This is a genomic window from Oceanimonas smirnovii ATCC BAA-899 (assembly GCF_000381965.1).
GTDB classification, from domain to species: domain Bacteria; phylum Pseudomonadota; class Gammaproteobacteria; order Enterobacterales; family Aeromonadaceae; genus Oceanimonas; species Oceanimonas smirnovii.
In genome coordinates, this window is sequence record NZ_KB908454.1 from 432,030 (window position 1) to 456,734 (window position 24,705).

General features: G+C 56.9%; 20 protein-coding genes. 10 read left to right on the forward strand and 10 right to left on the reverse strand.

Features of this window, described 5'->3' with window-relative positions; genetic code table 11:
- The first annotated feature begins 56 nt into the window (after positions 1-56).
- Positions 57-1,202 carry a 3-phenylpropionate MFS transporter gene (locus G364_RS0102020; protein ID WP_019933481.1) on the forward strand — a complete coding sequence of 382 codons (1,146 nt, stop codon included), beginning with the start codon at positions 57-59 and terminating at the stop codon, positions 1,200-1,202.
- The gene (locus G364_RS0102025) at positions 1,199-4,672 is read left to right on the forward strand and encodes a hybrid sensor histidine kinase/response regulator (protein WP_019933482.1); all 3,474 of its coding nucleotides are present in this window, start codon (positions 1,199-1,201) and stop codon (positions 4,670-4,672) included. The genes G364_RS0102020 and G364_RS0102025 overlap by 4 nt, the downstream gene beginning before the upstream one ends.
- A gap of 15 nt (positions 4,673-4,687) precedes the next feature.
- On the opposite strand, the gene G364_RS0102030 is transcribed toward G364_RS0102025, so the two are convergent.
- A complete protein-coding gene (locus G364_RS0102030; RefSeq protein WP_019933483.1) occupies positions 4,688-5,326 on the reverse strand; it encodes a response regulator transcription factor in 639 nt (212 codons plus the stop codon).
- Between the two features lie 129 nt (positions 5,327-5,455).
- On the opposite strand from G364_RS0102030, the gene G364_RS0102035 reads away from it, so the two are divergent.
- A complete protein-coding gene (locus G364_RS0102035) occupies positions 5,456-6,769 on the forward strand; it encodes an MFS transporter (RefSeq protein ID WP_019933484.1) in 1,314 nt (437 codons plus the stop codon).
- Between the two features lie 11 nt (positions 6,770-6,780).
- On the forward strand, positions 6,781-7,482 hold the full coding sequence (locus tag G364_RS0102040) for a DUF3108 domain-containing protein (RefSeq protein ID WP_019933485.1): 702 nt from the start codon (positions 6,781-6,783) through the stop codon (positions 7,480-7,482).
- On the opposite strand, the gene G364_RS0102045 is transcribed toward G364_RS0102040, so the two are convergent.
- From G364_RS0102045 to G364_RS0102065, 5 genes are read right to left on the reverse strand one after another with little or no spacing between them, the layout of a single operon-like run.
- On the reverse strand, positions 7,479-8,783 hold the full coding sequence (locus G364_RS0102045) for a sigma-54-dependent transcriptional regulator (RefSeq protein ID WP_019933486.1): 1,305 nt from the start codon (positions 8,781-8,783) through the stop codon (positions 7,479-7,481). The two genes, G364_RS0102040 and G364_RS0102045, sit on opposite strands and share 4 nt — an antisense overlap.
- Positions 8,764-10,521, reverse strand: a complete 1,758-nt coding sequence (locus G364_RS0102050; protein WP_019933487.1) for an ATP-binding protein — start codon at positions 10,519-10,521, stop codon at positions 8,764-8,766. Before G364_RS0102050 ends, G364_RS0102045 begins: the two co-directional genes overlap by 20 nt.
- Before the next feature lie 8 nt (positions 10,522-10,529).
- Positions 10,530-10,901: a DUF1850 domain-containing protein gene (locus tag G364_RS0102055; RefSeq protein WP_019933488.1), complete on the reverse strand. Its 372-nt coding sequence runs from the start codon at positions 10,899-10,901 to the stop codon at positions 10,530-10,532.
- Positions 10,898-12,910: a TRAP transporter permease gene (locus G364_RS0102060; protein ID WP_019933489.1), complete on the reverse strand. Its 2,013-nt coding sequence runs from the start codon at positions 12,908-12,910 to the stop codon at positions 10,898-10,900. The genes G364_RS0102055 and G364_RS0102060 overlap by 4 nt, the downstream gene beginning before the upstream one ends.
- A 48-nt stretch (positions 12,911-12,958) precedes the next feature.
- On the reverse strand, positions 12,959-13,906 hold the full coding sequence (locus G364_RS0102065; RefSeq protein ID WP_019933490.1) for a TAXI family TRAP transporter solute-binding subunit: 948 nt from the start codon (positions 13,904-13,906) through the stop codon (positions 12,959-12,961).
- A gap of 223 nt (positions 13,907-14,129) precedes the next feature.
- Between G364_RS0102065 and G364_RS0102070 the strand changes: the two genes are divergently transcribed.
- Positions 14,130-14,759, forward strand: a complete 630-nt coding sequence (locus tag G364_RS0102070; RefSeq protein ID WP_019933491.1) for an energy-coupling factor ABC transporter permease — start codon at positions 14,130-14,132, stop codon at positions 14,757-14,759.
- Positions 14,760-14,975: 216 nt separating this feature from the next.
- Positions 14,976-15,704, forward strand: a complete 729-nt coding sequence (locus G364_RS0102075) for a DsbA family protein (protein WP_019933492.1) — start codon at positions 14,976-14,978, stop codon at positions 15,702-15,704.
- A 210-nt stretch (positions 15,705-15,914) separates the two neighbouring features.
- On the opposite strand, the gene ycaO is transcribed toward G364_RS0102075, so the two are convergent.
- From ycaO to G364_RS0102090, 3 genes are all read right to left on the reverse strand, one after another.
- The gene (ycaO, locus tag G364_RS0102080; RefSeq protein ID WP_019933493.1) at positions 15,915-17,672 is read right to left on the reverse strand and encodes a 30S ribosomal protein S12 methylthiotransferase accessory factor YcaO; all 1,758 of its coding nucleotides are present in this window, start codon (positions 17,670-17,672) and stop codon (positions 15,915-15,917) included.
- A 339-nt stretch (positions 17,673-18,011) separates the two neighbouring features.
- Positions 18,012-19,115 (reverse strand): aspartate-semialdehyde dehydrogenase, encoded by a 1,104-nt coding sequence (gene asd / locus G364_RS0102085; RefSeq protein WP_019933494.1) that lies wholly within the window; start codon positions 19,113-19,115, stop codon positions 18,012-18,014.
- Between the two features lie 152 nt (positions 19,116-19,267).
- Positions 19,268-20,179: a LysO family transporter gene (locus tag G364_RS0102090; protein WP_019933495.1), complete on the reverse strand. Its 912-nt coding sequence runs from the start codon at positions 20,177-20,179 to the stop codon at positions 19,268-19,270.
- A gap of 326 nt (positions 20,180-20,505) precedes the next feature.
- Between G364_RS0102090 and G364_RS0102095 the strand changes: the two genes are divergently transcribed.
- From G364_RS0102095 to G364_RS0102110, 4 genes are all read left to right on the forward strand, one after another.
- The gene (locus tag G364_RS0102095) at positions 20,506-21,273 is read left to right on the forward strand and encodes an ABC transporter ATP-binding protein (RefSeq protein WP_019933496.1); all 768 of its coding nucleotides are present in this window, start codon (positions 20,506-20,508) and stop codon (positions 21,271-21,273) included.
- A gap of 28 nt (positions 21,274-21,301) precedes the next feature.
- Positions 21,302-22,078: an ABC transporter substrate-binding protein gene (locus G364_RS0102100; RefSeq protein WP_019933497.1), complete on the forward strand. Its 777-nt coding sequence runs from the start codon at positions 21,302-21,304 to the stop codon at positions 22,076-22,078.
- A 178-nt stretch (positions 22,079-22,256) separates the two neighbouring features.
- Positions 22,257-22,997 carry an ABC transporter permease gene (locus G364_RS0102105; RefSeq protein ID WP_019933498.1) on the forward strand — a complete coding sequence of 247 codons (741 nt, stop codon included), beginning with the start codon at positions 22,257-22,259 and terminating at the stop codon, positions 22,995-22,997.
- 3 nt (positions 22,998-23,000) lie between these two features.
- A complete protein-coding gene (locus G364_RS0102110) occupies positions 23,001-23,693 on the forward strand; it encodes an ABC transporter permease (protein WP_019933499.1) in 693 nt (230 codons plus the stop codon).
- Positions 23,694-23,723: 30 nt separating this feature from the next.
- Here the strand turns inward: G364_RS0102110 and xthA are convergent, their stop codons facing one another.
- Positions 23,724-24,533, reverse strand: coding sequence for an exodeoxyribonuclease III (gene xthA, locus G364_RS0102115; RefSeq protein ID WP_019933500.1), 810 nt, complete (start codon positions 24,531-24,533; stop codon positions 23,724-23,726).
- Positions 24,534-24,705: the final 172 nt, after the last annotated feature.

Below are 24,705 nucleotides of genomic sequence, written 5' to 3' on the forward strand. Positions count from 1 at the left end.
AAATTCACTGCTAAAGGCTTTATCATAGCCGTCATGTTGCCCCGACTGAAACCGATATGACGCCTGCGCTCTGGCTATCACTGTTTTTTGCCCTTTATTACTTTGGTTATGGCACTTTTTTACCCTTCTGGGCGCTGTGGCTGGGCAATGCCGGTGCCAGTGCGGGTCTGGTAGGTCTGCTGCTGGGGCTGGGTATGGCGGTGCGCTGTGTCGGCATTCTTGGCGTAATGAGCCGGGTGCGCGCCGCGCGCCATCTGTTGCCGGTAATTCAGGGGCTGGCGTTGCTCAGTTGCCTGGGATTTATGGCTTTTTACGGCTGGCAGAGCACGGTGGGGCTGCTGATACTGACGCTGGCGGTCAATCTGGTATATCCGGCACTGATTCCGCTCAGTGAAGCCATGGCCAGCCGCTATATCGTGCAAATTCAGCTGGACTACGGCAAAGCCCGGTTGTGGGGCTCGGCGGCTTTTATTGCTGCCAATCTGGTGGTGGGCATGCTCAATGAATATGGCGGCAGCCAGTGGATTTTACACAGTATGGTGGTGTCGCTGACGTTGATCAGCCTGCTGACGTTAATACCGCCCAGGCCGGCACCGGCGGAGCAGCCCGCCGGACGAAGCGGCGATAGCATTATGGTGGTGTTGCGCCGGCCCGGGGTGGGGCGCTTTTTGCTGATCACCTCGTTACTGCAGGGCAGTCACGCCTTTTATTATGGCTTCAGTGCGCTCTACTGGCAGCAAGAGGGTTACAGCACCACTGTGATTGGTTACCTGTGGGGGCTGGGTGTGCTGGCAGAAATTATGGTGTTTGCGCTGGACCGCAAATGGCTGAGCCATGTCACCGCGCGCACCCTGCTGCTGGCCGGGCTTCTGTGTGCGTTGTTGCGCTGGGGCGTACTGGGGGCGACGACAGAGCTGCTCTGGCTGGTGCTGGCGCAATTACTGCACGCGGGCAGCTTTGGCGTCAGCCACCTGGGGGCGGTCAGGTTTATCAGCCGGGAGCTGGACGATCGTGCCGTTTTTGGTGCTCAGGCGCTTTATGCCGCCATTGCCCTCGGGGTGGCCTCGGGCATCTTGCTGATGATATCGGGGCAGCTTTACTCCGTCTTTGGCGGACATACTTTCTGGTTTATGGCAGCCCTGGTGCTGCCCGTGGCCTGGCTGCTGGCCGGGCCCTTAAATAAGGAGCAAGCAGCACCATGATGCAGGGCTGGACCGTTATCAATATTGCGCTGGCTTATCTGGGCGTGCTGTTTCTGCTGGCCTGGCTGGGTGACCGGCCACGCATGGGCAACCTGGTGCGGCGCATGCGGCCCATGCTTTACAGTCTGTCGCTGGCGGTTTACTGCACGTCATGGAGCTTTTTTGGCACAGTGGGGCAGGCCAGTACCGACGGCTGGACCTTTTTTACCATCTACCTTGGTCCCATTATTATTTTCACGCTGGGCGGGCGTTTTATTGCCCGCCTGATCGAGGTGGCCAAGCGCGAGCACATTACCTCCATTGCCGACTTTATTGCTGCCCGTTACGGCAAGTCGCAACGGCTGGCGGTGTTTATTACCCTGATCGCCATCGTCGGGGTACTGCCCTATATTGCGCTGCAGCTGAAAGCCATTGTGATGGGGCTGAATCTGATGGCCCCGGACGTGGTGGCCGGGGCCGGGCGTAATGCCGGTGAAGTGGCGCTCATGGTCACCCTGCTGTTTACTCTCTTTATTCTGCTGTTCGGCACCCGTCATATTGACGCCACCGAGCATCAGCGCGGCGTGATGGTGGCCATTGCTGCCGAGTCGGTGGTCAAGCTGATTGCCTTTATCGTGGTGGGTGGTTTTGCGCTCTGGCTGATTCTGGCCTATCCGAACCAGCAGCGGGTGATGATCACCGAAGACTTTATCAGCTCTCTCAGTGTGGTCAGTGGCGGCCATCTGCTTGATATCGGCGTTTATACCCTGCTGTCGATGAGCGCCATTATCTGTCTGCCCCGTCAGTTTCATGTGGCCGTGGTGGAGCATCACAGCGAGGCCGATCTGCGCCTGGCCAGGCGTATTTTTCCGGTCTATCTGCTGCTGTTTGGCCTGCTGGTGCTGCCGTTATCGCTGGCCGGCCAGCAGTGGCTGACTGCGGGTACATCGCCCGATACTTATGTGATCAGTCTGCCCTTGAATCTGGGGCTGCCCAATCTGGCCATGCTGGCTTTTATCGGCGGAGCTTCGGCGGCCACCGGCATGATGATTATCTCCACCATAGCGCTGGCCATTATGATCAGCAACGATCTGGTGTTGCCCATGATACTGCGCCGCCGCCAGCTGCAGGGCGCGGGTTTTGAGGATGTGGCTCAGTTACTGCTGAATGTGCGCCGCACTGCCATTGTGGTGATTATGGCCACTTCCTGGCTGGTGTTTTTATGGCTGGGAGATATCAGCAGTCTGTCACGCATCGGGTATCTCAGTTTTGCCGCCATTGCTCAGTTTGCGCCGCCGCTGGTGCTGGGGCTGTTGTGGCGGGGTGGTAACCGGCGCGGTGCTTATTGGGGCCTTAGCCTGGGCATGCTGATGTGGCTGCTGAACCTGATGGCGGAAACCGGCCTGTTTGCCGGCGATGCCAGCACCAACGTGGTGCTCTGGCTGTTAACGCCGCCGGCGCTTGGCTGGCTGGCCGACATGAGTCCGGTCACCTGGGGCATTTTGCTCAGTCTGACCTGTAACCTGGCGGGATATCTGGTGGGCTCCTGGCTGTCAGTGCCGTCGGTAGGGGAACGCTTTCAGGCGGCGGCTTTTGTGGGCCGGCATCATAAGGACGACGGTGATGTCTATCGCGCCAAGGTGACAGTGCGGGATCTGGAACAACTGGCGTCTCGTTTTGTGGGTGAAGCCAGAGTCAAGCGTGCCTTTGCCCGCTATGCCGGTGAACAGGGCACACTGGAAGGCAGCATGCAGGCACCTGCCAGCCTGATCCGTCACACCGAGCGGGTGCTGGCGGGGGTGTTCGGCACTTCGTCGGCACGGCTGGTGCTGGCCTCGGCGGTACAGGGCCGTTCCATGGAGCTGGAAGAGCTGGCCACCATAGTGGACGAGGCCGGCGACGTGTTCCGTTTTAACCGGGGCTTGCTGCAGGGGGCCATTGAGCATATTGGCCTTGGCATTTCAGTGGTAGACAAGGAGCTGCGGCTGGTGGCCTGGAACCGGCGCTATCTTGAGTTGTTTCAGTATCCTGTAGGGCTGGTGCGGGTAGGCCGGCCCATTGCCGACATTATCCGTTATAACGCCGAGCAGGGGTTGTGTGGCCCCGGCGAAGTAGACCGGCAGGTAAGCCGGCGGGTGGCCTTTATGAAGGCGGGCAGCCGCCATGTGTCATCCCGCACCCGGCCTGATGGCCGGGTAATTGAAGTACAGGGCAATCCCATGCCCGGCGGCGGCTTTGTGATGACCTTCAGTGATATTACTACTTTCCGTCAGGCCGAGCAGGTGCTGAAAGACGCCAACATCATGCTGGAGCAGAGGGTGGCAGAGCGCACGCAGGAGCTGTCGGCAGTGAACGAGCAATTGCTGGAAGCCAACCGTCAGGCAGAGCTGGCCAATGCGTCAAAGAGCCGTTTTCTGGCGGCGGTCAGTCACGATCTGATGCAGCCGCTTAATGCTGCCAAGCTGTTTGCCTCTTCCTGGCTGGAAACCTCCGGCGACGAAGAAAGCCGGCGGCTGGCGGGGCATATCGACCGCTCTCTTACCGCTGCAGAAGAGCTGATTGGCGATCTGCTGGATATGTCCCGGCTGGAGTCGGGCAAGCTGGTGCCCAAATTTCAGGACTTTCCCATCAAGGAGTTGTTCGACACCCTCAAGGCGGAGCTCGGCGTACTGGCAGAGCAGCAGGGCGGCGCCTTTTCCGTGGTCAGCAGCCGGCTTGGGGTATACAGCGATCCCCGTTTATTACGGCGCATACTGCAGAACTTTTTAACCAATGCGCTGCGTTACAGTAATGGCGGTCATATTGTGCTGGGTCTGCGCCGGGCTGGCGACCAGGTTCGCATAGAAGTATGGGATAATGGTCCCGGCATTCCCGCTGACAAACTGGATGTCATTTTTGATGAGTTTATGCGCCTGGAGCCGGGCCAGCGCCATCAGCAGGGACTGGGGCTGGGGCTGGCCATTTCTCAGGGCCTGGCGGGCATTCTTGGCCACAAGCTGGGCGTGCACTCGGAAGAAGGTAAGGGATCTGTATTCAGTGTGACCCTGCCGCGCTCACGCCAGCTGCCAGATGCCCTGGCTCCGGTACCTGCGGCAGTGAGCAGTAGTAACAATCGTCTGGCCGGGTTGCGTGTGCTTTGTATTGATAATGAAGCCGATATTCTGACCGCCATGAAAAGCCTGCTGACGCGCTGGGGCTGTGAAGTGGCACTGACCAGCAGTGGCGACGGAGCACGAATGTTGTGCCATGAAGGGTTTATTCCGCAGGTGATACTGTCGGATTATCATCTGGATGACGGTGAAACCGGTGTGTCAGCCATCAATATGCTGCGGCTGGAGTTTGGTCGTATTCCCGCTGTGGTGATCAGTGCCGACCGTCAGCCCGAGCTGCAGCAACAACTGCAACAACTCGATTTCAGTTATCTGAGCAAACCGGTCAAGCCATTGAAGTTACGGGCGCTGCTGCAGCATCTGGTGAAACACGGGGACTAGGGACTGGGGAGCAGTTCAGAACTCGCCGCCTTCCAGCTGGGACAGCGCAATTACCGCCTGAGTGCGGTTTTTGACATCCAGTTTGCGGAAAATGGCAGTCACATGAGCCTTGATCGTGGCTTCTGATACATCCAGCTCATAGGCAATCTGCTTGTTCAGCTTGCCTTCCGACAACATGGTCAGCACCTTGAACTGCTGCGGCGTCAGGCTGGCCAGCCGTTCTGCCATGTCATCTTCAGGAGCGTCTGTGGCATCAATACCTTCCGGAAACCAGTTATCGCCCTCCAGCACTGTATTCAGGGCGCTGACCAGCACCGGCATGGGTGATGACTTGGGAATAAAGCCCACGGCACCCAGGCGCATGGCCTGCTGCACGACCGAGGCGTCTTCACTGGCAGACACCACCACCACCGGCAGTGCCGGATATTGGGCCCGCAACCGGGTTAAGCCGGAGAAACCACTGGCACCGGGCATTTTCAGATCCAGCAGCAGCAAGTCGGTATCATCGGTGTCCGACAACAGCGTCATCAAGCTGTCGATGCTGTCCACTTCCTGCAGGTGGGCACCCTGCACTGCCAGTTGCACTGCTTGCTGCAGTGCGTTGCGAAACAGGGGGTGATCATCGGCAATGATAATGTGATAGCCCGAGTCCATGATGCTTTCCTTGTGTCTGTAAAGTATTCAATGGAAGCTCATTCCATCTTTAGTTGTATGATAGGGCTTTGCAGCGTGGCTGAGAACTCTTTGGCCCTATTTTCGTGATCACGCAGATTGAGCCTGACTATGTTTGGAACCAAATCAAAGCAAGATAATAGCTGGCTGGCCGGGCTGACTGCCCCGGACGAAGACGCCCGCATCTGTAAAGATATTCCCGATAACGAGTGCCATCAGGTAGTGGGTAACCGCCGCTGGTTAATCCTGGCCCAGCTTGCCACTGCGCTGGCCGAGCTGATGGTGAATGCCAAAACCGTATTGCCCTGGTTGTTTCAGGCGCTGGGAGCACCCGTCTGGCTGATTGGCTGGCTGGTGCCCATACGGGAAAGCGGCTCCATGCTGCCCCAGTTGTTTCTGGGAGCATATGTACGCAAAATGCCGCTGCGCAAACGAGCCTGGCTGTGGGGGGCCGGTCTGCAGGCCGGCTGCCTGGTATTGATGGCAGTCACGGCCTGGATCTGGTCGGGCTGGCTGGCCGGGGTATTGTTATTGCTGCTGCTGGCGCTGATGAGTCTGTCCCGTGGGCTTTGCTCCATCGCTTCCAAGGACGTACTGGGCAAGACGATTCCTAAAAAAGAGCGGGGCAAGGTGACCGGCACCGGGGCCAGCCTGGCCGGCGGTGTGGGGCTGGTGTTTGGTTTGTTACTCAGTGTGGCCGGTGATCTGCCGCTGTGGGGCTATGTGGCTGTTTTGCTGGCGGCGGCCCTGGTATGGGTGCTGGGCATGCTGTGTTACACCCGCATAGCAGAGCAGCCCGGTGCCACCGATGGCGGCGTGAACGGCTGGCAGCATGCGCTTGGCAGTCTCAATCTCATCAGGCAGGATCCGGCCTTTGGCCGTTTTCTGCTGGTGCGTACCCTGCTGATGTCCACCGCTCTGGTCACGCCTTATTATGTGTTGCTGGCTCAGCAATATAACGGCGGCATTCATATTTTGGGCGGCATGGTCATTGCTCAGGGGCTGGCGCAGTTTGCCAGCAGCTGGTTCTGGGGCAAGCTGGCAGATGTGTCGTCGCAGCGGGTGATGCAGCTGGCGGGGCTGATTGCTGCGCTGCTGGGGTTGGGCGTGTGTCTTTATCTGATGCTGGGTGGTCCGGTGCCGGCGGGTTATTTCGCGTTGGTTATTTTTGTGCTCAGTGTGGCCCATGCGGGCGTGCGGGTAGGGCGCAAAACCTTTCTGGTGGATCTGGCCGGGGGAGATAAGCGCACCGATTATGTGGCCGTCAGTAACACCCTGATGGGGTTATTATTACTGCTGGCCGGTGCCCTGAGCATGTTGCTCGGTCTGTTATCGTCACTGGCGGTCGTGCTGGTGTTTTCGTTGTTAACCTTTATTGGTGTATGGTTGGCTCAAGGCCTGCCCAATGTGCAGGACAACTCATAAGAGGATAAAACATGTTGCAAAAATGCCTGCTGGCGCTGACCGGCCTGTTGCTGGCAAGCGCGGCTCATGCCAGTGACATTGACTATATGCGCGCCGAGTTTTCGGTGATGCTGAACGGTGATGCTACCCGGGGCGTCAACACCCTCACCATAGATCGCAACCGGGAGCAGTATCATGTGCATTTTTCTCTGCGCCACTGGCTGCTGGATGTGGATCAAAAAGCCAGCTTCACCTGGAATGACTGCACTGCCCGTCCCGATACCTTCAGTTACAAGGCCAAAGCGCTGGGAGTGACCCGGGAAGAGCGGCTGGTGTTTGATCAGTCTACCGGCATGGTCCTTTATCAGGACAAGGACGGCGACAAGCTGCTGGCGGCGGAAGGGGGCGTGTTCGATCCGGTCAGCTTTTTCTTTGAGGCCCGGTGCGACCTGATGGCCGGCAAAGAAGCCTTTGATTACAAGGTGGTACGTGACGGTGAGATCAAAAAAACACCTTTCAAAGTAGTGGGTACCCAGGCGCTTAAAACGGGAGTGGGCACGCTTGATACTCTGATCGTTGAACGGGACAGGGGCAACAGCAAACGTAAAACCCGCTTTTGGGTAGCACCGGAGCTGGACTATCTGCTGGTGCAGATAAGCCATGAAGAAAACAGCCAGCTGGCAGTGACTGCAACACTCAGCAAGCTGGATCACCGCATGGCGCAAGCCGACTAATCGCGGTATCTGGCAAGTTTGTCATACAGTGTTTTGCGCGGAATACCCAGCTGCTCGGCAGCCAGTGCCACCTGATTCTGTGTTTTGTGCATGGCGTCAGAAATCAGTTGTTGCTCCAGTGCCGCCAGTTGCTCCGGTAATGTCATCAGGTTGTGCGCCGGCTCAGCCGGCATCACCCCCAGTACATATTGTTCGGCGGCATGGCGCAGCTCCCGCACATTGCCGGGCCAGTCCCGGCACATCAGTTGCTGCAGCAAGGCATCGGCAGGCGCAGGCACATCACGGTTATAGTGTTGTTGTGCCTGCTCGACAAAATGCAAAAACAGCAGCGGAATATCGGCCCGACGCTGGCGCAGTGGCGGCAGTGCCAGCGTCACCACATTAAGCCGAAAGTACAGATCCGGCCGGAACAGACCGGCTCGTCCCGCTTCCTGCAAGTCAATCTTGGTGGCGGCGACCACCCTGGCGTCCACCTGAACCAACTGGTTGCCTCCCAGCCGCTCCAGTACCGACTCCTGCAACACTCTCAGCATTTTTGCCTGCAGGTGCAGGGGCATGCCTTCTATTTCGTCCAGAAACAGAGTGCCGTTATCGGCGTGCTCCACCTTGCCGATGCGCCGTTTGGTGACACCGGTAAAAGCTCCCGGCTCGGCACCGAACATTTCACTTTCAAAAATCGACTCGGGCAGCGCCGTGCAGTTAATGGCCACAAAGTTGCCTTTGCGGCCGCTGCCCTGATGCAGACTGCGGGCTACCAGCTCCTTGCCGGTGCCGGTTTCTCCCAGGATCAGCACACTGGCACTGGTATCTGCAATATTATCAATCTGCCGGCGCAGCTGTTCCATTTCCGGCGTATTGCCCAGCAGCAGCTCCGCCTGTTTGCCGGCGGCCAGACGGCGTCGCAGCTGACGGTTATCCAGTATCAGTGCCCGTTTATCGACAGCCCGGCGCAGGCTGTGCAGCAATTGCTCCGGCTGATAGGGCTTTTCAAAAAAGTCCTGGGCTCCCAGGCGCATGGCTTCCACCGCCATGGGAATATCGCCATGGCCGGTGAGCAATAACACCGGCAAATCCGGATCCTGCTGTTGCAGCTGTCTGAGCAGGGCAAGGCCGTCCATGCCCGGCATGCGTACATCGGAGAGAAACACCACGGCAGCATCGGGCTTCAGGGCTTTTAACGCCTGTTCGGCGCGGGAAAAGCCACGGGCTGGCATATCAGACAGGTGCAGTGTTTGCAGCAGGGTCTGACGAACATCGTCATCGTCTTCTACCAGCCAGACTTCAATGGGGGCTCTGTTCATTGGCGCTCCAGTCAATATGAAACAGGACTCCGCCGCCGGGCGGATGCTGAATGGTCAGCCGGCCGTCACTGGCCTCTGTCAGATCGCGCACAATAGATAACCCCAGTCCCAGACCCTGACCGGCCTGCTTGGTAGAAAAGAAAGGCTCGGTTACTTTATCCCGAATACCGGCATCCAGGCCCGGACCATTATCCTTCACCTGCAGCCAGTGCTGGCCGGCAGCAAGGGTAATCACACCATGATGATGGCCATTCAGGGCATCCAGGCTGTTGCTCAGCAGATTGGCCAGGATCTGCTCAAGGGCATGCAGCTCTATTGGCAGCAGCACAGTATCAGGCTGGCTCAGCTTGAGCTCAACACCCTGAGTGGCAAAGCGTGATGCAAGCCAGCTCATCACATTGCCAAGCGCTTCATTGAGATCACTTTGTCCTTTGGTGCTGCGCCGGGTAGCCGCAAAGAGCTTCAGTTGTGAGGTAAGTCTGGCAATGCGGTCAATCAGTCGCTCCATGGTTTGCAGGCTGGTTTTCACCTCGGCGTATCGTCCCCGTTCACTCAGCAGCAGGGTGTTGACCGACTGGTTTCTGAGTGCGGTCAGTGGCTGATTGACTTCATGGGCCACACCCGCCGCCATCTGCCCCAGTGCGGCCAGCCGGTTGGTCTGGATCAGCTCATGTTGCATGGCTCTGAGCCTGGCTTCTGCCTGAGTGCGCTCTTTTACCTGTTGCTCCAGCTGGTGGTTGCTGGCGGCCAGCGCCGCAGTGCGGGACATCACCTGTTGCTCCAGTTCACACCGTGCTTTGGCCTGCATACGGTAGTAACGACGCCGTTGCCGCCAGTAAAGCAGTAATAGCAGCAGGGCAATCAGCCCCACACCGGTGAGCGCGGTCAGCAGGGTGGCATTGACGGACAACTGGCGGCTGGGCCACCATAGTTGCATGCGCCACTGCAGGCGCGGCAGTGCCAGTTCGCTGGTGCCGTACAGTGCCTTTTGCCACCGTATTTGCGGGCCGTGCCGGGTTATTCTCACAGGAGCCAGCGACATGGGCGCATATTGCCGGTCCTGATCCAGCCGCCGCCTTGCCTCAGGGCTGAGAGGCACAAGGGTTTTAAATTTGAGCTGAGTGTCTGACGCCAGCGCAATCACCTGTTCCTTATCTACCACCAGCACTTTTTCTCCGGCCAGCTGCCAGCTTTGTTCCAGTTTTTTCAGGGTAATTTTGGCGGCCAGCACGCCTTTGGTCTGATCCTGGCCCGCCATATGCAGCCCGAAAAAATAACCGGGCGTGCGGGTCGTGGCACCCACGGCATAGAACTCGCCGACATCGCCGTTCAGCGCATCAGTAAAGTAGGGCCGAAAACGATAGCGTTGCCCGATAAAGCTGAATGGGGTATGCCAGTTGCTGGCCGCCAGGGTCAGGCCGTGGGCGTCAATCAGGTAGAGGGCTTCCACTCCGGTGTCTTCTGCCAGCTGTTGTAACAGCCGGTTGGCCCGGTTGATGGTGTCAGGGCTGCCGGGCTGCTCCAGCGCATTCAGTAGCACCGGATGAGACTGTAATGCGCGGGGTATATTTTCAAAGCGGGCTATTTCGGACTCCAGTGCCGCCCGGTAAACCTTGAGCTGTTGCTGGGCCCTGTGCTCCTGCTCTGCGGCCTGATGCTGCCAGCTTTGACGCCACACCAGTGCCAGTATCAGCATAAATACCAGCAACAGCAGCAAGCGGCTGAAATGTCTGAACAAGGCGGAGATTAGCGGGGCTCCTTATGGCAGGATGACAGTGTGACTGAATGGGCACCGGGTAGCCAGTGACTCAGTGGGTGGCAGCGGCCCGGGGCAGAGCACAGCCTATACTCACCGGTAAATTCGGAGCCGGCAAGCACCAGTTGCTCAATTTGCACGCCGGGTCTCCAGTGCCAGCGGCCATCACTGAAGCTGGCATCGGGAGGCGGCTCCATACCGGCCCCCGAACCTGCCACACTGGCGTGAGTAAGCAGTAAATACCGGCCGTCAGACTGGTACTGCTCCTCCCAGCGCACTTTTTCTACCGAATGCTGCCAGCTCAGGGTAATGCTGCCGGTCAGCAGCATTACCAGCGTCTTGGCACCTGATAAACAGATCATGAAGCTGTGTTGAGCTGTAACTGGCGACGTTGCTGCCACCAGTGCCGCGCCAGTATCAGAGCGGCAAGCAGCAGACCCAGCTCATCGGTCATGGGCAGAGAAAACACCAGCAGGGCTGCCGCTGCGATTGCCAGCAGGCGTTCGGCCAGACTAAAGGGCTTCAGCCAGTAACCAATGGCCCCCATGCCCCAGAGCGATACCGCCAGCAGCGCCTTGAAAATAACAAAGACGGTGGCGGCCAGCCCGGCATCGCCCTGCAGCATCAGTGCAGGCGAATAGACGGCCATATAGGGCACCACAAAGCCGGCAATGGCAATTTGCAGGGAGCGAACCCCGATGCGCAGCCCCGAGGCCTTGGCGATGGGAGAGGCGGCAAACGCAGCAAGGGCCACCGGTGGCGTCAGATCGGCCATAATGCCGAAATAAAACACGAACATATGGGACACAATCAGGGGCACACCCAGCTCCAGCAGGGCAGGCGCGGCAATAGAGCTGGTAATGATGTAGTTGGGAATGGTAGGAATGCCCATGCCCAGCACCAGACAGGTCAGCATGGTTAACGCCAGTGACAGCAGCAGGCTGTGCTCTCCCAGCTGAATAATAAACCCGGCCACTATGGTGGCGGCACCGGTCAGTGAAATAACCCCGATAATCACGCCCACCAGCGCACAGGCCACGCCCACCGGCAGGGCATGCAGTGCGCCCTGATAAAGGGCGTTGACCACAGTGCTCAGAATGTTTTGCTCCCGTTTGGCCAGCAGCAACACGGTCAGCACCGCCACAATCACAAAGATGGCAGTAATGCCGTAGTGATTAAAGGTGGCGCAGGCCAGGCCCAGTATAACCCAGAATCCGTAACGCAAGCCTCTGGCACTGATATGCCGTGCCAGACCATTGCCCATGATCAGCACCACAGTCAGGGCCAGTCCCATCATGCCGGCAAACAGGGGCGTAAAGCCGGAAAACAGCATGACCACCAGCGCCACCAGGGGCAGTAACAGATACCAGCGCGCCTTCAGCGCCTGCAGCGGGTTGGGACATTCGGATTTGGGCAGTCCATTCAGGCCGGCACGGCCCGCTTCCAGATGCACCATTAAAAATACGGTAAAGAAGTAGAGAATAGCCGGCACCAGTGCCGCCTTGGTGATATCAACGTAAGGGACGTTAATGGTTTCGGCCATAATAAAGGCCACAGCGCCCATAACCGGAGGCATGATCTGGCCTCCCATTGAGCTGGTGGCCTCTACCGCGCCGGCAAAGTCGGCCCGGTAGCCAAATTTTTTCATCAGCGGAATGGTAAACTGGCCGGTGCTGACCACGTTGGCCACGCCAGAGCCATTAATGGTGCCCATCATGCCCGATGACAGCACAGAGACTTTGGCCGGCCCGCCGCGGGTATGGCCTACCGAGCCGATGGCAACATCATTAAACAGCTTGAGCATGCCTGCCTGTTCCAGAAAGGCCCCAAACAGAATAAACAGAAAGATATAGCTGGAAGACACATAAGTCGGGGTGCCGTAAATGCCTTCAGTACTGAAAGCCAGCTGGGACACCACCTGATCCAGCCCGTAGCCTCGGTGCATCAGCACATCGGGCAGATATTCACCAAACAGCGCATAGCCGACAAAGGCAAGGCAGATAAGCGGCAGCGCCCAGCCCATCAGACGCCGGGCGGCATCAAAGACCATCAACAGGGTCACGGTGCCAATGACCCAGTCTGTCTGGCTCAGCTCGCCGGCCCGGTAAATCAGATCCGCTTCAAACCACCAGTGATAAAAAGCAAACAACATGGCCACAGTGCCCAGCAGAATCCCCCATACCGAAGGCCGGCTCAGGGCTTGCCCGCGGGCACCGTAAAGCTGATAAACCAAAAAGAGTAAAAAGCCTACGTGTATGGCCCGCACCACAGTGGTGGATAAAGGGCTGAACGCAGCGGTAATAATCTGAAAAACAGAAAAACACAGTGCGCCATAAAAAATAAGCGCGTGTCGGCTCTGATTACTGCTCATCATCGTCTCCCGGGCTGGCCGTGTTGGCGGCCAGCGCTTGTTATTTTGTTATTCGATCAGGCCTTGTTCGCGATAATAGCGTTCTGCACCGGGATGCAGCGGCAGGGGCAGGCCCTTCACGGCACCTTCTGGCTCAATGCCGTTGGCGGCATTGTGGGCATTGCGCAGGGCAGGCAGGTTCTCAAAGACCTGTCTGGCCATCTGGTAGGCGGTGTCATCAGAGACATCTTCATGGGTGATCAGCAGATTGCTGATGGCCACGGTAGGAATATCGCTATCCTGTCCGGTATAGGTTCCGGCCGGGATCAGTCCCGGACGATAAGCGTCATTTTCAATACCGGCGACCAGCGCTTCAGGAATGGCCACAAAGACCACGGGAGCGTGCGAAGCCAGATCGCGAAAGGCAGCCATGCCCAGACCGGCAGACTGCAGGGTGGCATCGAGCTGGCGGTTTTTCATCAGCTCCACCGATTCACCAAAGGGCAGGTACTCGGTGCGGGAAAAATCATCGTAGCTCAGCCCTGCTGCCTTGAAAATGGTACGGGCATTGAGCTCAGTGCCTGAACGCGGCGCGCCCACAGAAATACGCTTGCCTTTCAGATCTTCCAGGCTGGTGATGCCACTGTCGGCCCGGGCCACAATCTGAATGTAATTTGAATAGGTTGCGCCTACGGCACGCAGTTTTTTCAACGGAGCCGGAAAACCCGCTTCTTTTTCGCCATTCCAGGCATCTGCCACACTATCAGCAAGGGCAAAGCCAATTTCGCCACGGCCTTTTTGTAACAGGCTCAGGTTTTCAACCGAGGCGCGGGTCGCCTGCACCTGAACTTTCGAATCGGGAATATGCTCATCATAAAGCTGGGAAATGGCAACGCCCAGCGGGTAATAAACACCGCTGGTGCCACCGGTCAGTACGTTAATAAACTCAGCCGCCTGAGCAGTGGTAGCCGACAATGCCAGCGAGGCACCGAGCAAACAGTGTTTGAACATCTTCATTTTCTCTTCCTTGGTTGTGAGTTTGCGATGAAGGTGTTGCAGGTTTGGTGCCAGAAGTTAACACTCTGTTTTATTTTGTAAGTTGTTGATTTTAATTGGGTGAGTGTGAGAGTGTTTCTGCTATTCCGGAAGTTGGGTAGTATTCATTCTGAATTTTCAGAATGTCTGAGCGGCTCCGTCTGGCTATGGAGCCGGTAAACATCACCGAGCAAAGAGCAAAATCATGATGATATGGATAATGGCGGTCGGGCTGGTGCTGCTGGCGGCCTGGCGGGTGAACTGGCCGGCACTGCTGGCAGACAAGCGCCGGCAGCATTTGTGTTTTGGTGGTGCCATCGCCCTGGTGCCGTTGTGGATGTTGCAGGCTGGTATTCGGGACGGGCTGGAGATTCATTTTCTGGGCCTGACTACACTGGCGCTGATGCTGGGCTGGCGGCTGGGACTGCTGATGGCGACCCTGGCGCTGCTGCTGGTAACGGGGTTTGGTTTTGAAACCTGGTCCGAGTTTGGGGTAAACCTGCTGCTGGGCGTAATATTGCCGGTGTCATTCAGCTATTTTCTGTTTCTGGTTACTTACAGTTACCTGTACCGGCATTTGTTTGTGTATATCTTTGTGGCAGGTTTTTTTAATGCTGCTCTCACTATTTCCGTAAAAACCGCGGCACTGGCGGCATATATGACGTGGACCGGAGAATACAGCTGGCAGATAGTACAGAACGATTACCTCACCATATTACCGCTGCTGTTGTTTCCCGAGGCGCTGCTGAACGGCATGGCCATTACCCTGCTGGTGGTGTTCCGCCCTCAGTGGATGTGCACCTTTTATGACAGGGACTACCTGATCAATAAATAGCAGAGCTTCTGGTGGCCAGCCGCTCCCAATGGATGTGCCTTTTTTATGACAGGGACTACCTGATCAATAAATAGCAGGGCTTCTGGTGGCCAGCCGCTCCCAATGGATGTGCATTTTTTATGACAGAGACTATCTTATCAACAAGTAACAGGGCTTCTGCCCCGATGCCGGCTCTGGTAGGCTGTGCTGTACCTATTACGCCAAAACGAGAATAATATGAAACGTCATACACTGAAAATACTGGCCCCGCTGGTGGCCCTCAGCCTGCCCATGATGGCACAGGCAGAAATGAGTCAGGAAGACTTTCAGAAACGCGTGCGGGAAGCCCTGATGGCAGAGCCGGAAATGCTGCGTGATGCCATTATCAAGCTTGAAGAAAATGACCGGGTGGCGCAGCAGGCAGAGTTTTCCAAACAGCTGAAAGAGCAGTCGGCCCAGCTGTTTGCCAACACAACCGACGGCGTAATGGGTAACCCTGACGGCAAAATAGAAATGGTGTATTTCACCGACTACAACTGTCCTTACTGCCACCGTTTGAACCAGACGCTGCTGGAAGTACTTAAAGGTGAGCCGGAGCTGAAAATTATCGTAAAGGATCTGGGCATTCTGGGGCCGGATTCAGTAAAAGCGGCGCGTCTGGCTCTGGCAGCCGCGCAGGAAGCACCCAAGCAATATGAAGAGCTGCATCAGGCCATGATGAGCCAGAAGCGGGTACAGGCAGCTGCCCTTGCCACTATTGCAGAGAAAGCCGGCCTGGATGCTGCCAGCCTGCAAAAAGCGGCCGACAGCAAAGACATTGCCGACAAGCTGAATCAGAACCTGACCCTGTTCCGGGCGCTGGGCCTGAACGGCACGCCGGCGCTGGTGTTCCCCGATGGCACTCTGGTGCCCGGTGCCATCGACGAAGCCGGCCTGAAAGACATTCTGAAAAAGCAGAAGTCTTAAAAAACAGGGAATGGGGACTAGAGAGCGTTCCGGTTTTCCCATCTTTCGATAGCAAAAGACCCAGGCCAAGGCCCGGGTCTTTTGGTTTCATTGGCGTACAGGTTAAATGTTGGGATTCGCTGCGCTCATCGCCAACCTACCATTTCCCTGGTCCCTGGTCCCTGGTCCCTGGTCCCTAATCCCTAATCCCTAATCCCTAATCCCTCAACATCACTTCCAGCTGGCTTCGCGTTTGGCTTTCTGCAGCTTTTGGTAAGTGGCCAGCAGGGCCTGATGAGAGGCAAAATCCTTCAGGCTTTCATCGGCGCGGGTCAGGCCATGGAAGCGGGCGCTGCCATCAATCTGGGCCCAGGCCTCAGTCACGGTATTTTCACCAAACATGCGGCTAAAGGCGGCGCGGTATTGCTCGGGCTCGCGGTCGTCGGACAGATGCAGCTCCAGGGAGGCCTTCAGGCAGCGGTAATAACGGGCACGCTCTTCGCTGAACACGGACGCATTAAAGCTTAAGGTCCAGTCGGCATAGTCCAGCGCGGTTTCCAGCTCGCCGGCGGCCAGGGCCAGCATGCACTTCAGCTCACCCACCCGCAGAGTATGCCAGGCACTGCCCTTGTCGGAAGCAATGCCAATCAGCTCGCGAATGCGGGTAAAGTCGTCCAGACCGTCCTGCTCCAGCTGATCATAAAGCGTCATCAGTTGTTCGCCGTCGGCGTCGCTGCCGGGCAGGCTGAGCAGAGTGGCACGCAGATGAGCGCCCATATTGTTGTTGGCCAGCTCCAGATCTTCCACCGGATAAATATCCGACATGCCCGGGGCCAGAATGCGGCAGGCATATACGCCCAGGTGCTCGTAGTCGGCAATGTAGACCGGCTGCTCCAGCTCGTTGAAGATGGCCATCAGATGATTGAACTCTTCTTCCGAGCTGCCGCTGAAGTCCCAGTCGGCAAACTCATAATCGGCTGCTTGTTGGAACAGATCCCAGCTGATTAAACCCGAGGAGTCGATAAAGTGGGTTTCCAGATTGTGGTGGTCGGCCACTTCGTCATCGTCGAATGACGGCGGCACAAACACATCCAGATCTTTCAGGCTGCGGCCCTGCAGCAGCTCGGTCACGGTGCGCTCCAGCGCCACCGCAAAGCGGGGATGGGCACCGAAAGAGGCAAAACAGGTGCTGTTGGCAGGATTGAACAGCACCACGCAGATAACCGGATAACGGCCTCCAAGAGAGGCATCGTAGGCAAAGATGGGAAAGCCTTCCGCTTCCAGGGTGGCAATGGATTCCTGAATATGCGGATAACGGGCCATTACTTCATCGGGAATGGCCGGCAGGCTGATGCGCTCGGCAATAATGCGGTTTTTGACGGAACGCTCAAACACTTCCGACAAGCCCTGAGTGCGGGCTTCGGTTTTGGTGTTGCCGGCGCTCATGCCGTTGGACACATACAGATTGCCGACAATATTCATGGGAATATAAACGGTCTGGTTGTCGCCCTGGCGCTCAAAGGGCAGGGCGCAGATGCCGCGTTCTTCATTGCCGGATTGCAGATCGATCAGCATATCGGCAGTGAGGGCACCGTCGGGATCGTAAAAACCGCGGGTATAGTCATCCAGCAGGCCACCGGGCAGGCTGTTGTCGGCGGGAAGCGGGAACCACTTTTCATTGGGGTAATGCACGAAGTCGCCTTCGGCGATGTCGCGGCCCAGGTAGAAGTCGGCAAAGAAATAGTTGGTAGCCAGACGCTCGAAGTATTCACCCAGGGCCGAGGCCAGCGCCGCCTTTTTGGTGGCACCCTTGCCGTTGGTAAAGCACAGGCCGCATTCTTTATCGCGAATATGCACCGACCACACATGAGGTACCGGGTTCAGCCAGGAGGCTTCTTCAATATTGAAGCCCAGGGCCTGCAGCTTGTGCTGAAAGCGGCTGATGGAGTCTTCCAGCGCGGCGTCTTTGCTGGGAATAAAGGTTTTCATGAATACCTCGGGCGGGTTCGGCAAAAAAGGGGGCTGATCCTAACCCGAGGCGATAAATTGAACAAGCGGAAACAAAATGGCAGGCCGAAGCCGTGCATTCGTTGGGCACTAAGCTTGCCAGTCAGTATTCAACAGTCAACGCAGCAGCTTCACTAAGCGGCAGTGGGGATTGCCGTAGCCGACCGTCAAATGCCAAGGATGGCATTTGCCGAGCGACACAGGGAGGTGCTTGAAGCGGGTCGGCGAAGCGCAACCGCGCTGCTGCTTCGCACTGGGGTGAATTGGCACCAACAAAAACGCCCGCGCGAGGCGGGCGTTTTCAGCAACAGTGGTGGCTGCTTACGGCAGCAGGTGTAGCATGCGGCGCAGGGGCTCGGCGGCACCCCACAGCAGCTGGTCGCCCACGGTAAAGGCGGCCAGATATTCCGGACCCATGTTCAGCTTGCGCAGACGGCCTACGGGTACGCTCAGGGTGCCGGTCACGGCGGCCGGCGTCAGCTCGTCCATGGACTGCTGGCGATCGTTGGGGATCACTTTTACCCAGTCGTTGTGGCTGGCCAGCAGCTTTTCCACTTCCGGGATCGAAATGTCTTTCTTCAGCTTGATGGTGAAAGACTGGCTGTGGCAGCGCAGGGCACCCACACGCACACAGAGGCCGTCTACCGGAATGGCAGCACCGGTCTGCAGAATTTTGTTGGTCTCGGCCTGGCCTTTCCACTCTTCGCGGCTCTGGCCGTTTTCCAGCTGGGAGTCGATCCAGGGGATCAGACTGCCGGCCAGAGGCACACCGAAGTTATCGACAGGAAGGTCGCCACTGCGGGTTTTTTCGGTCACCTTGCGCTCCAGCTCCAGAATGGCGGAGGACGGATCGGCCAGCTCACCGGCCACTTCGTCACGCAGCATGCCCATCTGGGTAACCAGCTCACGCATATGACGGGCACCGCCACCGGAGGCCGCCTGATAGGTGGAAACAGACACCCACTCCACCAGATCCTGTTCAAACAGACCGCCCAGCGCCATCAGCATCAGGCTCACTGTGCAGTTACCGCCTACAAAGGTTTTGGTGCCCTTGGCCAGCGCATCCTGAATTTGCTTGCCGTTTACCGGATCCAGCACAATCAGAGCGTCGTCGTCCATACGCAGGGCAGAGGCAGCATCAATCCAGTAGCCATTCCAGCCCGCAGCACGCAGGCGGGGATAAACGTCTTTGGTGTAGTCGCCGCCCTGACAGGTGAGTATCACATCCAGTGCCTTGAGGGCGTCGATGTCGTAGGCATCCTGCAGGGTGCCGGCGTCTTTGCCAAAGTCCGGTGCAGGCTGCCCGGCCTGGGAGGTAGTGAAAAAGACGGGATCAATACGGGCAAAATCGCCTTCTTCCACCATGCGGCTCATCAGAACGGAGCCGACCATACCGCGCCAGCCGACCAGACCTACTTTCTTCATCATTCGTGTCCTTTCTTTGAGATAGAATCAAAAAACCTGTCCCACACAATACTGATTGCAGCCAAAGGTGCAAGAAAAAACCCAGGAAATTGGTTGCTTTTTGTACACTTTGGGGTGATGTATATTGCGTTTAAACGCAGTAACGGCGCGGGTCAGCCACTGGTAAAAGACAAAAAGCTCAGGATCAGCACAGGCCCTGCCAGGCTCAGCACAAAGCCCGACACAATGGCCACCGGCACTATGGTCACGCCGCCGGAACGCTGCAGCACCGGCAGGGTAAAGTCCATGGAGGTGGCACCGCCATAACCGATGGCGCAGCTCGGATGCCGGCGCATCAGTGCCGGAATGATCATAATGGCAATCAGCTCCCGGGCCAGATCGTTAAGAAAGGCGGCGCTGCCCATGACCGGGCCCAGCTTGTCGCCGATCAAAATGCCCGAGAGCGAGTACCAGCCGTTTCCCGAAGCAAAGGCCAGCCCCTGGCTCAGCGGCATATTCATCAGCCAGGCTCCCATCAGGCCGCCCACCCAGGAAGTGACCATGACCGTCAGGGCAATGGCCAGGCCCCACCGGTTCAGCAAAATCTGGCGCAGCCTCATGCCCGAGTTACGCAGCTGAATGCCAATGAGTAACAGCAGCAGCATCAGCGCCCATTCACTCAGGGTATCTACCTGAAACCAGCCTGCATCAAGAAACTGACCTATGCCCACACCGGCCAGGATCACCAGACATAACCTGGCCGAGTCAAACAACAGTGCCCACTTGCTGATCACCGGCGCGCCACGTTCGCCACTGAGCCTGCCCCTACGAACGTCCAATAACCAAAGTCCCGCCAGGTTACAGAGCGTGATGCAGGCCAGAAAAACGCCACAAAGAATAAAGATTGTGCCCAGGTGAGTACTAAGATTATCCACAAAGGCCAGACTGATCCCCATCAGAAACAGGATCAGATACACCATGCGCTCCACCGACACGTTAATGAAGTGCAGCAGGGATTGAGATCGGCAGGGAAGGCAATAGCCCAGCGCCAGGGGCAGTAATACGATAAGCATGCCGGAGTACATGGTAATTATTTTCCCGTTGGATGGTCAGGCACAATTTTTGACCATTAAACTATGTTGCAACAGCATACGTGAGCAATTCGTTAAAAAAAAGCGGCGGTCTGACGCTTTATGAATGTAAAGCGCCAAAATGACTTGTTTATTGAGGTTTTATTCCGGTTTGGTGCATAACTTTATGTGGTCAGGTGTAAACTATTGGTATAAAAAACCGACATTACTGGCTCTTGGCGGCGTATTATGTTGTTATTGAGCCATTCTGGTGATAAATTTTGCCGTAAAGGTTAACGAACTGTTAACTTGCAAGGGAAGCAACAAAAAAGGTCTAACGGATGAGCAAACCCGCCCTCGAAGTCACGGGCCTGCACAAGCACTATGGCTCGCTGGAAGTACTTAAAGGCATTGATCTTACTGCCAACAAGGGAGATGTGATCTCCATCATTGGCTCCTCCGGCTCCGGAAAATCCACTTTTTTGCGTTGTATTAACCTGCTGGAAACGCCTTCTGCCGGTGAGGTTCGCCTGCATGGTGAACTGATCGAAATGCGCACCAACCGGGCCGGCGAGCGTGAGCCGGTCAGCATGCGCCAGGTAGAGCGTATTCGTTCCCGTCTGGCCATGGTATTTCAGAGCTTTAACCTCTGGTCTCATATGACCATTCTGCAAAACATTGTTGAAGTGCCGGTGCAGGTGCTGGGCGTGCCTAAAAAAGAGGCCATTGCCAGAGGCGAGGCGCTGCTGCAACGGGTGGGTCTGTATGAGCGGCGGGACTATTATCCCGGCCACTTGTCCGGCGGCCAGCAGCAAAGGGCGGCCATTGCCCGGGCGCTGGCGGTGGAGCCGGAAGTCATGCTGTTTGATGAGCCCACCTCGGCGCTGGATCCGGAGCTGGTGGGCGAGGTGCTGGGTGTAATGCGGGCGCTGGCGGAAGAGGGCCGCACCATGCTGGTGGTTACCCATGAAATGAGCTTTGCCCGTGATGTGTCCAACAAGCTGATGTTTTTGCATCAGGGCGTGGTGGAAGAGCAGGGCAATCCCAAAGAAGTGTTTGCCAATCCGTCGTCGGAGCGGTTTCGGCAATTTATCTCTTCGGTTTATTAAACAAGTGAATGTACATAAGGAGAATGTCATGAAAAAACTGTGGATTGCAGGTGCCGTCATGGCTGCCCTTGCCACCGGTGCGGTGCAGGCAAAGGAATGGAAAACCGTGCGTTTTGGCATTGAAGGGGCTTATCCGCCATTTTCCTGGACCGATGAAAACGGCGAGCTGCAGGGCTTTGACGTCGACATGGCCAATGCCCTGTGTGAGCAGATGCAGGTGCAGTGCAAGCTGGTGGCTCAGGACTGGGACGGCATTATTCCGGCGCTGCTGGCGCGTAAATATGATGCCATTATCGCCGCCATGTCCATTACCGAAGAGCGCAAGCGCACCGTGGACTTTACCGGCAAATATGCGCTGGTGCCCAACAAGTTTGTGGCCCCCAAGGGCAGTGATTTTGAGCTGAGCACGGAAGGCCTGGCGGGCAAGAAAGTGGGCGTCCAGATTGCCACCACCCACGACAAGTATCTGACCGACAACTTTGGCAAGGATGTGGAGCTGGTACGTTACGGCAACGCCGACGATGCCTATCTGGATCTCAAGGCCGGCCGGGTGAACTATGTGTTCCTGGATGCCACCGCCATTGAAGAAGGCCTGCTCAACAAGGAAGGCGGTGATGCCTTTGAATTTGTTGGCCCCTCGGTCACCGATGAACAATGGTTTGGTGAAGGCTTTGGTATTGCCGTGCGCAAGCAGGATAAAGATCTGAAAGAGATGCTCAACAAGGCCATTCTCGAGCTGCGTGAAAACGGCAAATATCAGGAAGTGAACAACAAATACTTCGATTACGACGTCTACGGCGAGTAATTGACGCTGCACCTGAATCCCGGGCAAAAACCAGATTCAAAACGCAGGCTCGCCATAAACCCATCCATGGGGGCTCCGCTGCGCCGGCCCTGGCGCAGAGATCCTGCTGATTGAACCCTGGTTTTTGCCCTTGTGCAGAGTAGAACCGCGGGCAGAGCAAGAGAAACAGGAAGTGGTGATGTTCGATTTAAAAGGCTATGAAAGTGCCTTGCTGGACGGGGCCTGGATTACCCTGCAGGTGGCCTTGCTGTCGTTGCTGCTGGCGGTCACTCTCGGGTTGCTGGGGGCGCTGGCCAAGCTGTCTGCGGTGCGTCCGCTGCGCTGGCTGGCCACCCTCTACACCACTGTCATACGGGGCATTCCCGATCTGGTGCTGATGATGCTGATCTTCTTTGGCGGCCAGGTATTGCTGAATAACTCTTTATATTCCCTTAACGAATCACTGAATCACTGGCTGGGCGGGGGCGATCCCAACCATGAATGGACCAGCTATGTGCCGGACTATATTGAAATCAGTCCCTTTATTGCCGGCATTATTACCATCGGATTTATCTTTGGTGCCTATATGGCGGAAACCTTTCGAGGAGCCATTTTATCCGTAGACAAAGGCGAGCTGGAAGCCGCCAGAGCCTATGGCATGGGGCCACTGCTGGTGTTTCGCCGTGTGCTGTTTCCGCAAATGATGCGCCATGCCCTGCCGGGGCTGGGCAATAACTGGCTGGTGCTGCTCAAGACCACGGCGCTGGTGTCCATCATCGGCCTCGATGACATGGTGCGCAGTGCCTCGCTGGCGGCGGGGGCCACTCAGCTGCCCTTTACCTTTTATATGGCGGTGGCATTGATCTTTTTGCTGTTTACCACCTTGTCTACCTCGCTGCTGCGCTGGGCCGAGCGCCATTACGCCATTCCGGGAAGGTAAGCCATGGACTTTTCAATCATTCTTAACGAGTGGCCGGTGTACTGGCAGGGGCTCTACACCACCGTCTGGCTGGTGGCGCTGGCACTGGTGCTGGGGCTCTTGCTTGCCGTACCCATGGGCATACTGCGCAACAGTAACAACTGGCTGCTGAAAGGGCCGGCCTGGGCCTATATCTATTTTTTTCGCGGCACGCCGTTGCTGGTGCAGCTGTTTCTTATTTATTACGGTGCCGGCCAGTGGCAGTGGCTGAAAGACTCCGACGCCTGGGAGTGGTTCAGCCAGGCCTGGTTCTGTGCCGTGCTGGCCTTTACCCTCAATACCGGTGCCTATACCGCCGAAATTATTCGCGGTGCCATTAACACCATGCCCAAGGGCGAGATAGAAGCGGCCCATGCCTTTGGCATGAGCCGCCTGGCCACTCTGCGGCGTATTATTCTGCCCAACTCCTTTCGCCGGGCACTGCCGGCCTACAGCAATGAGGTGATCTTTATGCTGCACGGCTCGGCAGTGGCGGGAGTGATCACCATAGTGGATCTCACCGGCGCGGCGCGCATCGTCAACTCCCGCTACTACTCACCCTTTGAGGCCTTTCTGGCGGCGGGGCTGCTCTATATGTGCCTGACCTTTCTGCTGGTGTGGGGCTTTCGCCGGCTGGAACAGCGCTGGTTCAGACACCTGCGCCCGCGCAAGGGGTAAATGCGGGGAACAGGGACTGGGGAGCAGCATTTAATCCCTGAAGCTGGCCCAGATGGGAGCGTGATCCGAGGGCTTTTCAATGCCGCGCAGCTCATAATCAACGCCGGTGTCTTCAAGTTTGCTCAGCAGCGGCTGCGTGGCCAGCACCAGATCAATGCGCAGGCCGCGGTTATCATTAAAGCCCTTGCTGCGATAATCAAACCAGGAATAGGTCTCGGCATTGGTCGGGTTCTGCAGCCGCCAGGTGTCGGTCAGGCCCCAGCTCAGCAGCCGCTCCATCCACTCCCGCTCTTCCGGCAAAAAGGAACACTTGCCTTCCCTCAGCCAGCGTTTGCGGTTGGGCTCGCCAATGCCGATATCCAGATCGGTATGGGAAATATTCACATCCCCCATTACCACCAGATCTTCATCGGGCCGGTGATACTCATTCAGATAATGTTGCAGATCCTGATAAAACCGCTCCTTGGCCGGAAACTTGGTTTCATGCTTGCGGTTCTCACCTTGCGGAAAATAGCCATTCAGCACGGTAAACTGGCTGCCGTCGGGGCGTTCAAAACGGCCGATAATCATGCGCCGCTGGGCATCTTCCGCATCGGCAGGAAAGCCTTTCTGTATGCTTACCGCCGGCTGTTTGCTCAGCAAGGCCACTCCATAATGGGCCTTCTGACCATGAAAATAAACGTGATAACCCATGGCCTGCACCGCCTCCAGCGGAAAGGCTTCATCGTGTACCTTGGTTTCCTGCAGGCCGATAATATCCGGATTGTGTTTGTCGACAAGCGCCTGTAACTGATGCAAACGGGCGCGAAGGCCATTGATATTAAAAGAGATAACTTTCATAAAATGCGTAGATTAAAAAATTTGGCCACATGCTAACAGAAAGCGGCAAGCCGGACAGCCGGGGTGTGCTTTTTGCCGTAAAGTACCGGTCTGCTGACGTTGCCACATTTTGTAACAACTTTACGGAACATTGACATAGTCTGGTTGTGCCAAACAGGTACACTGACGGTAA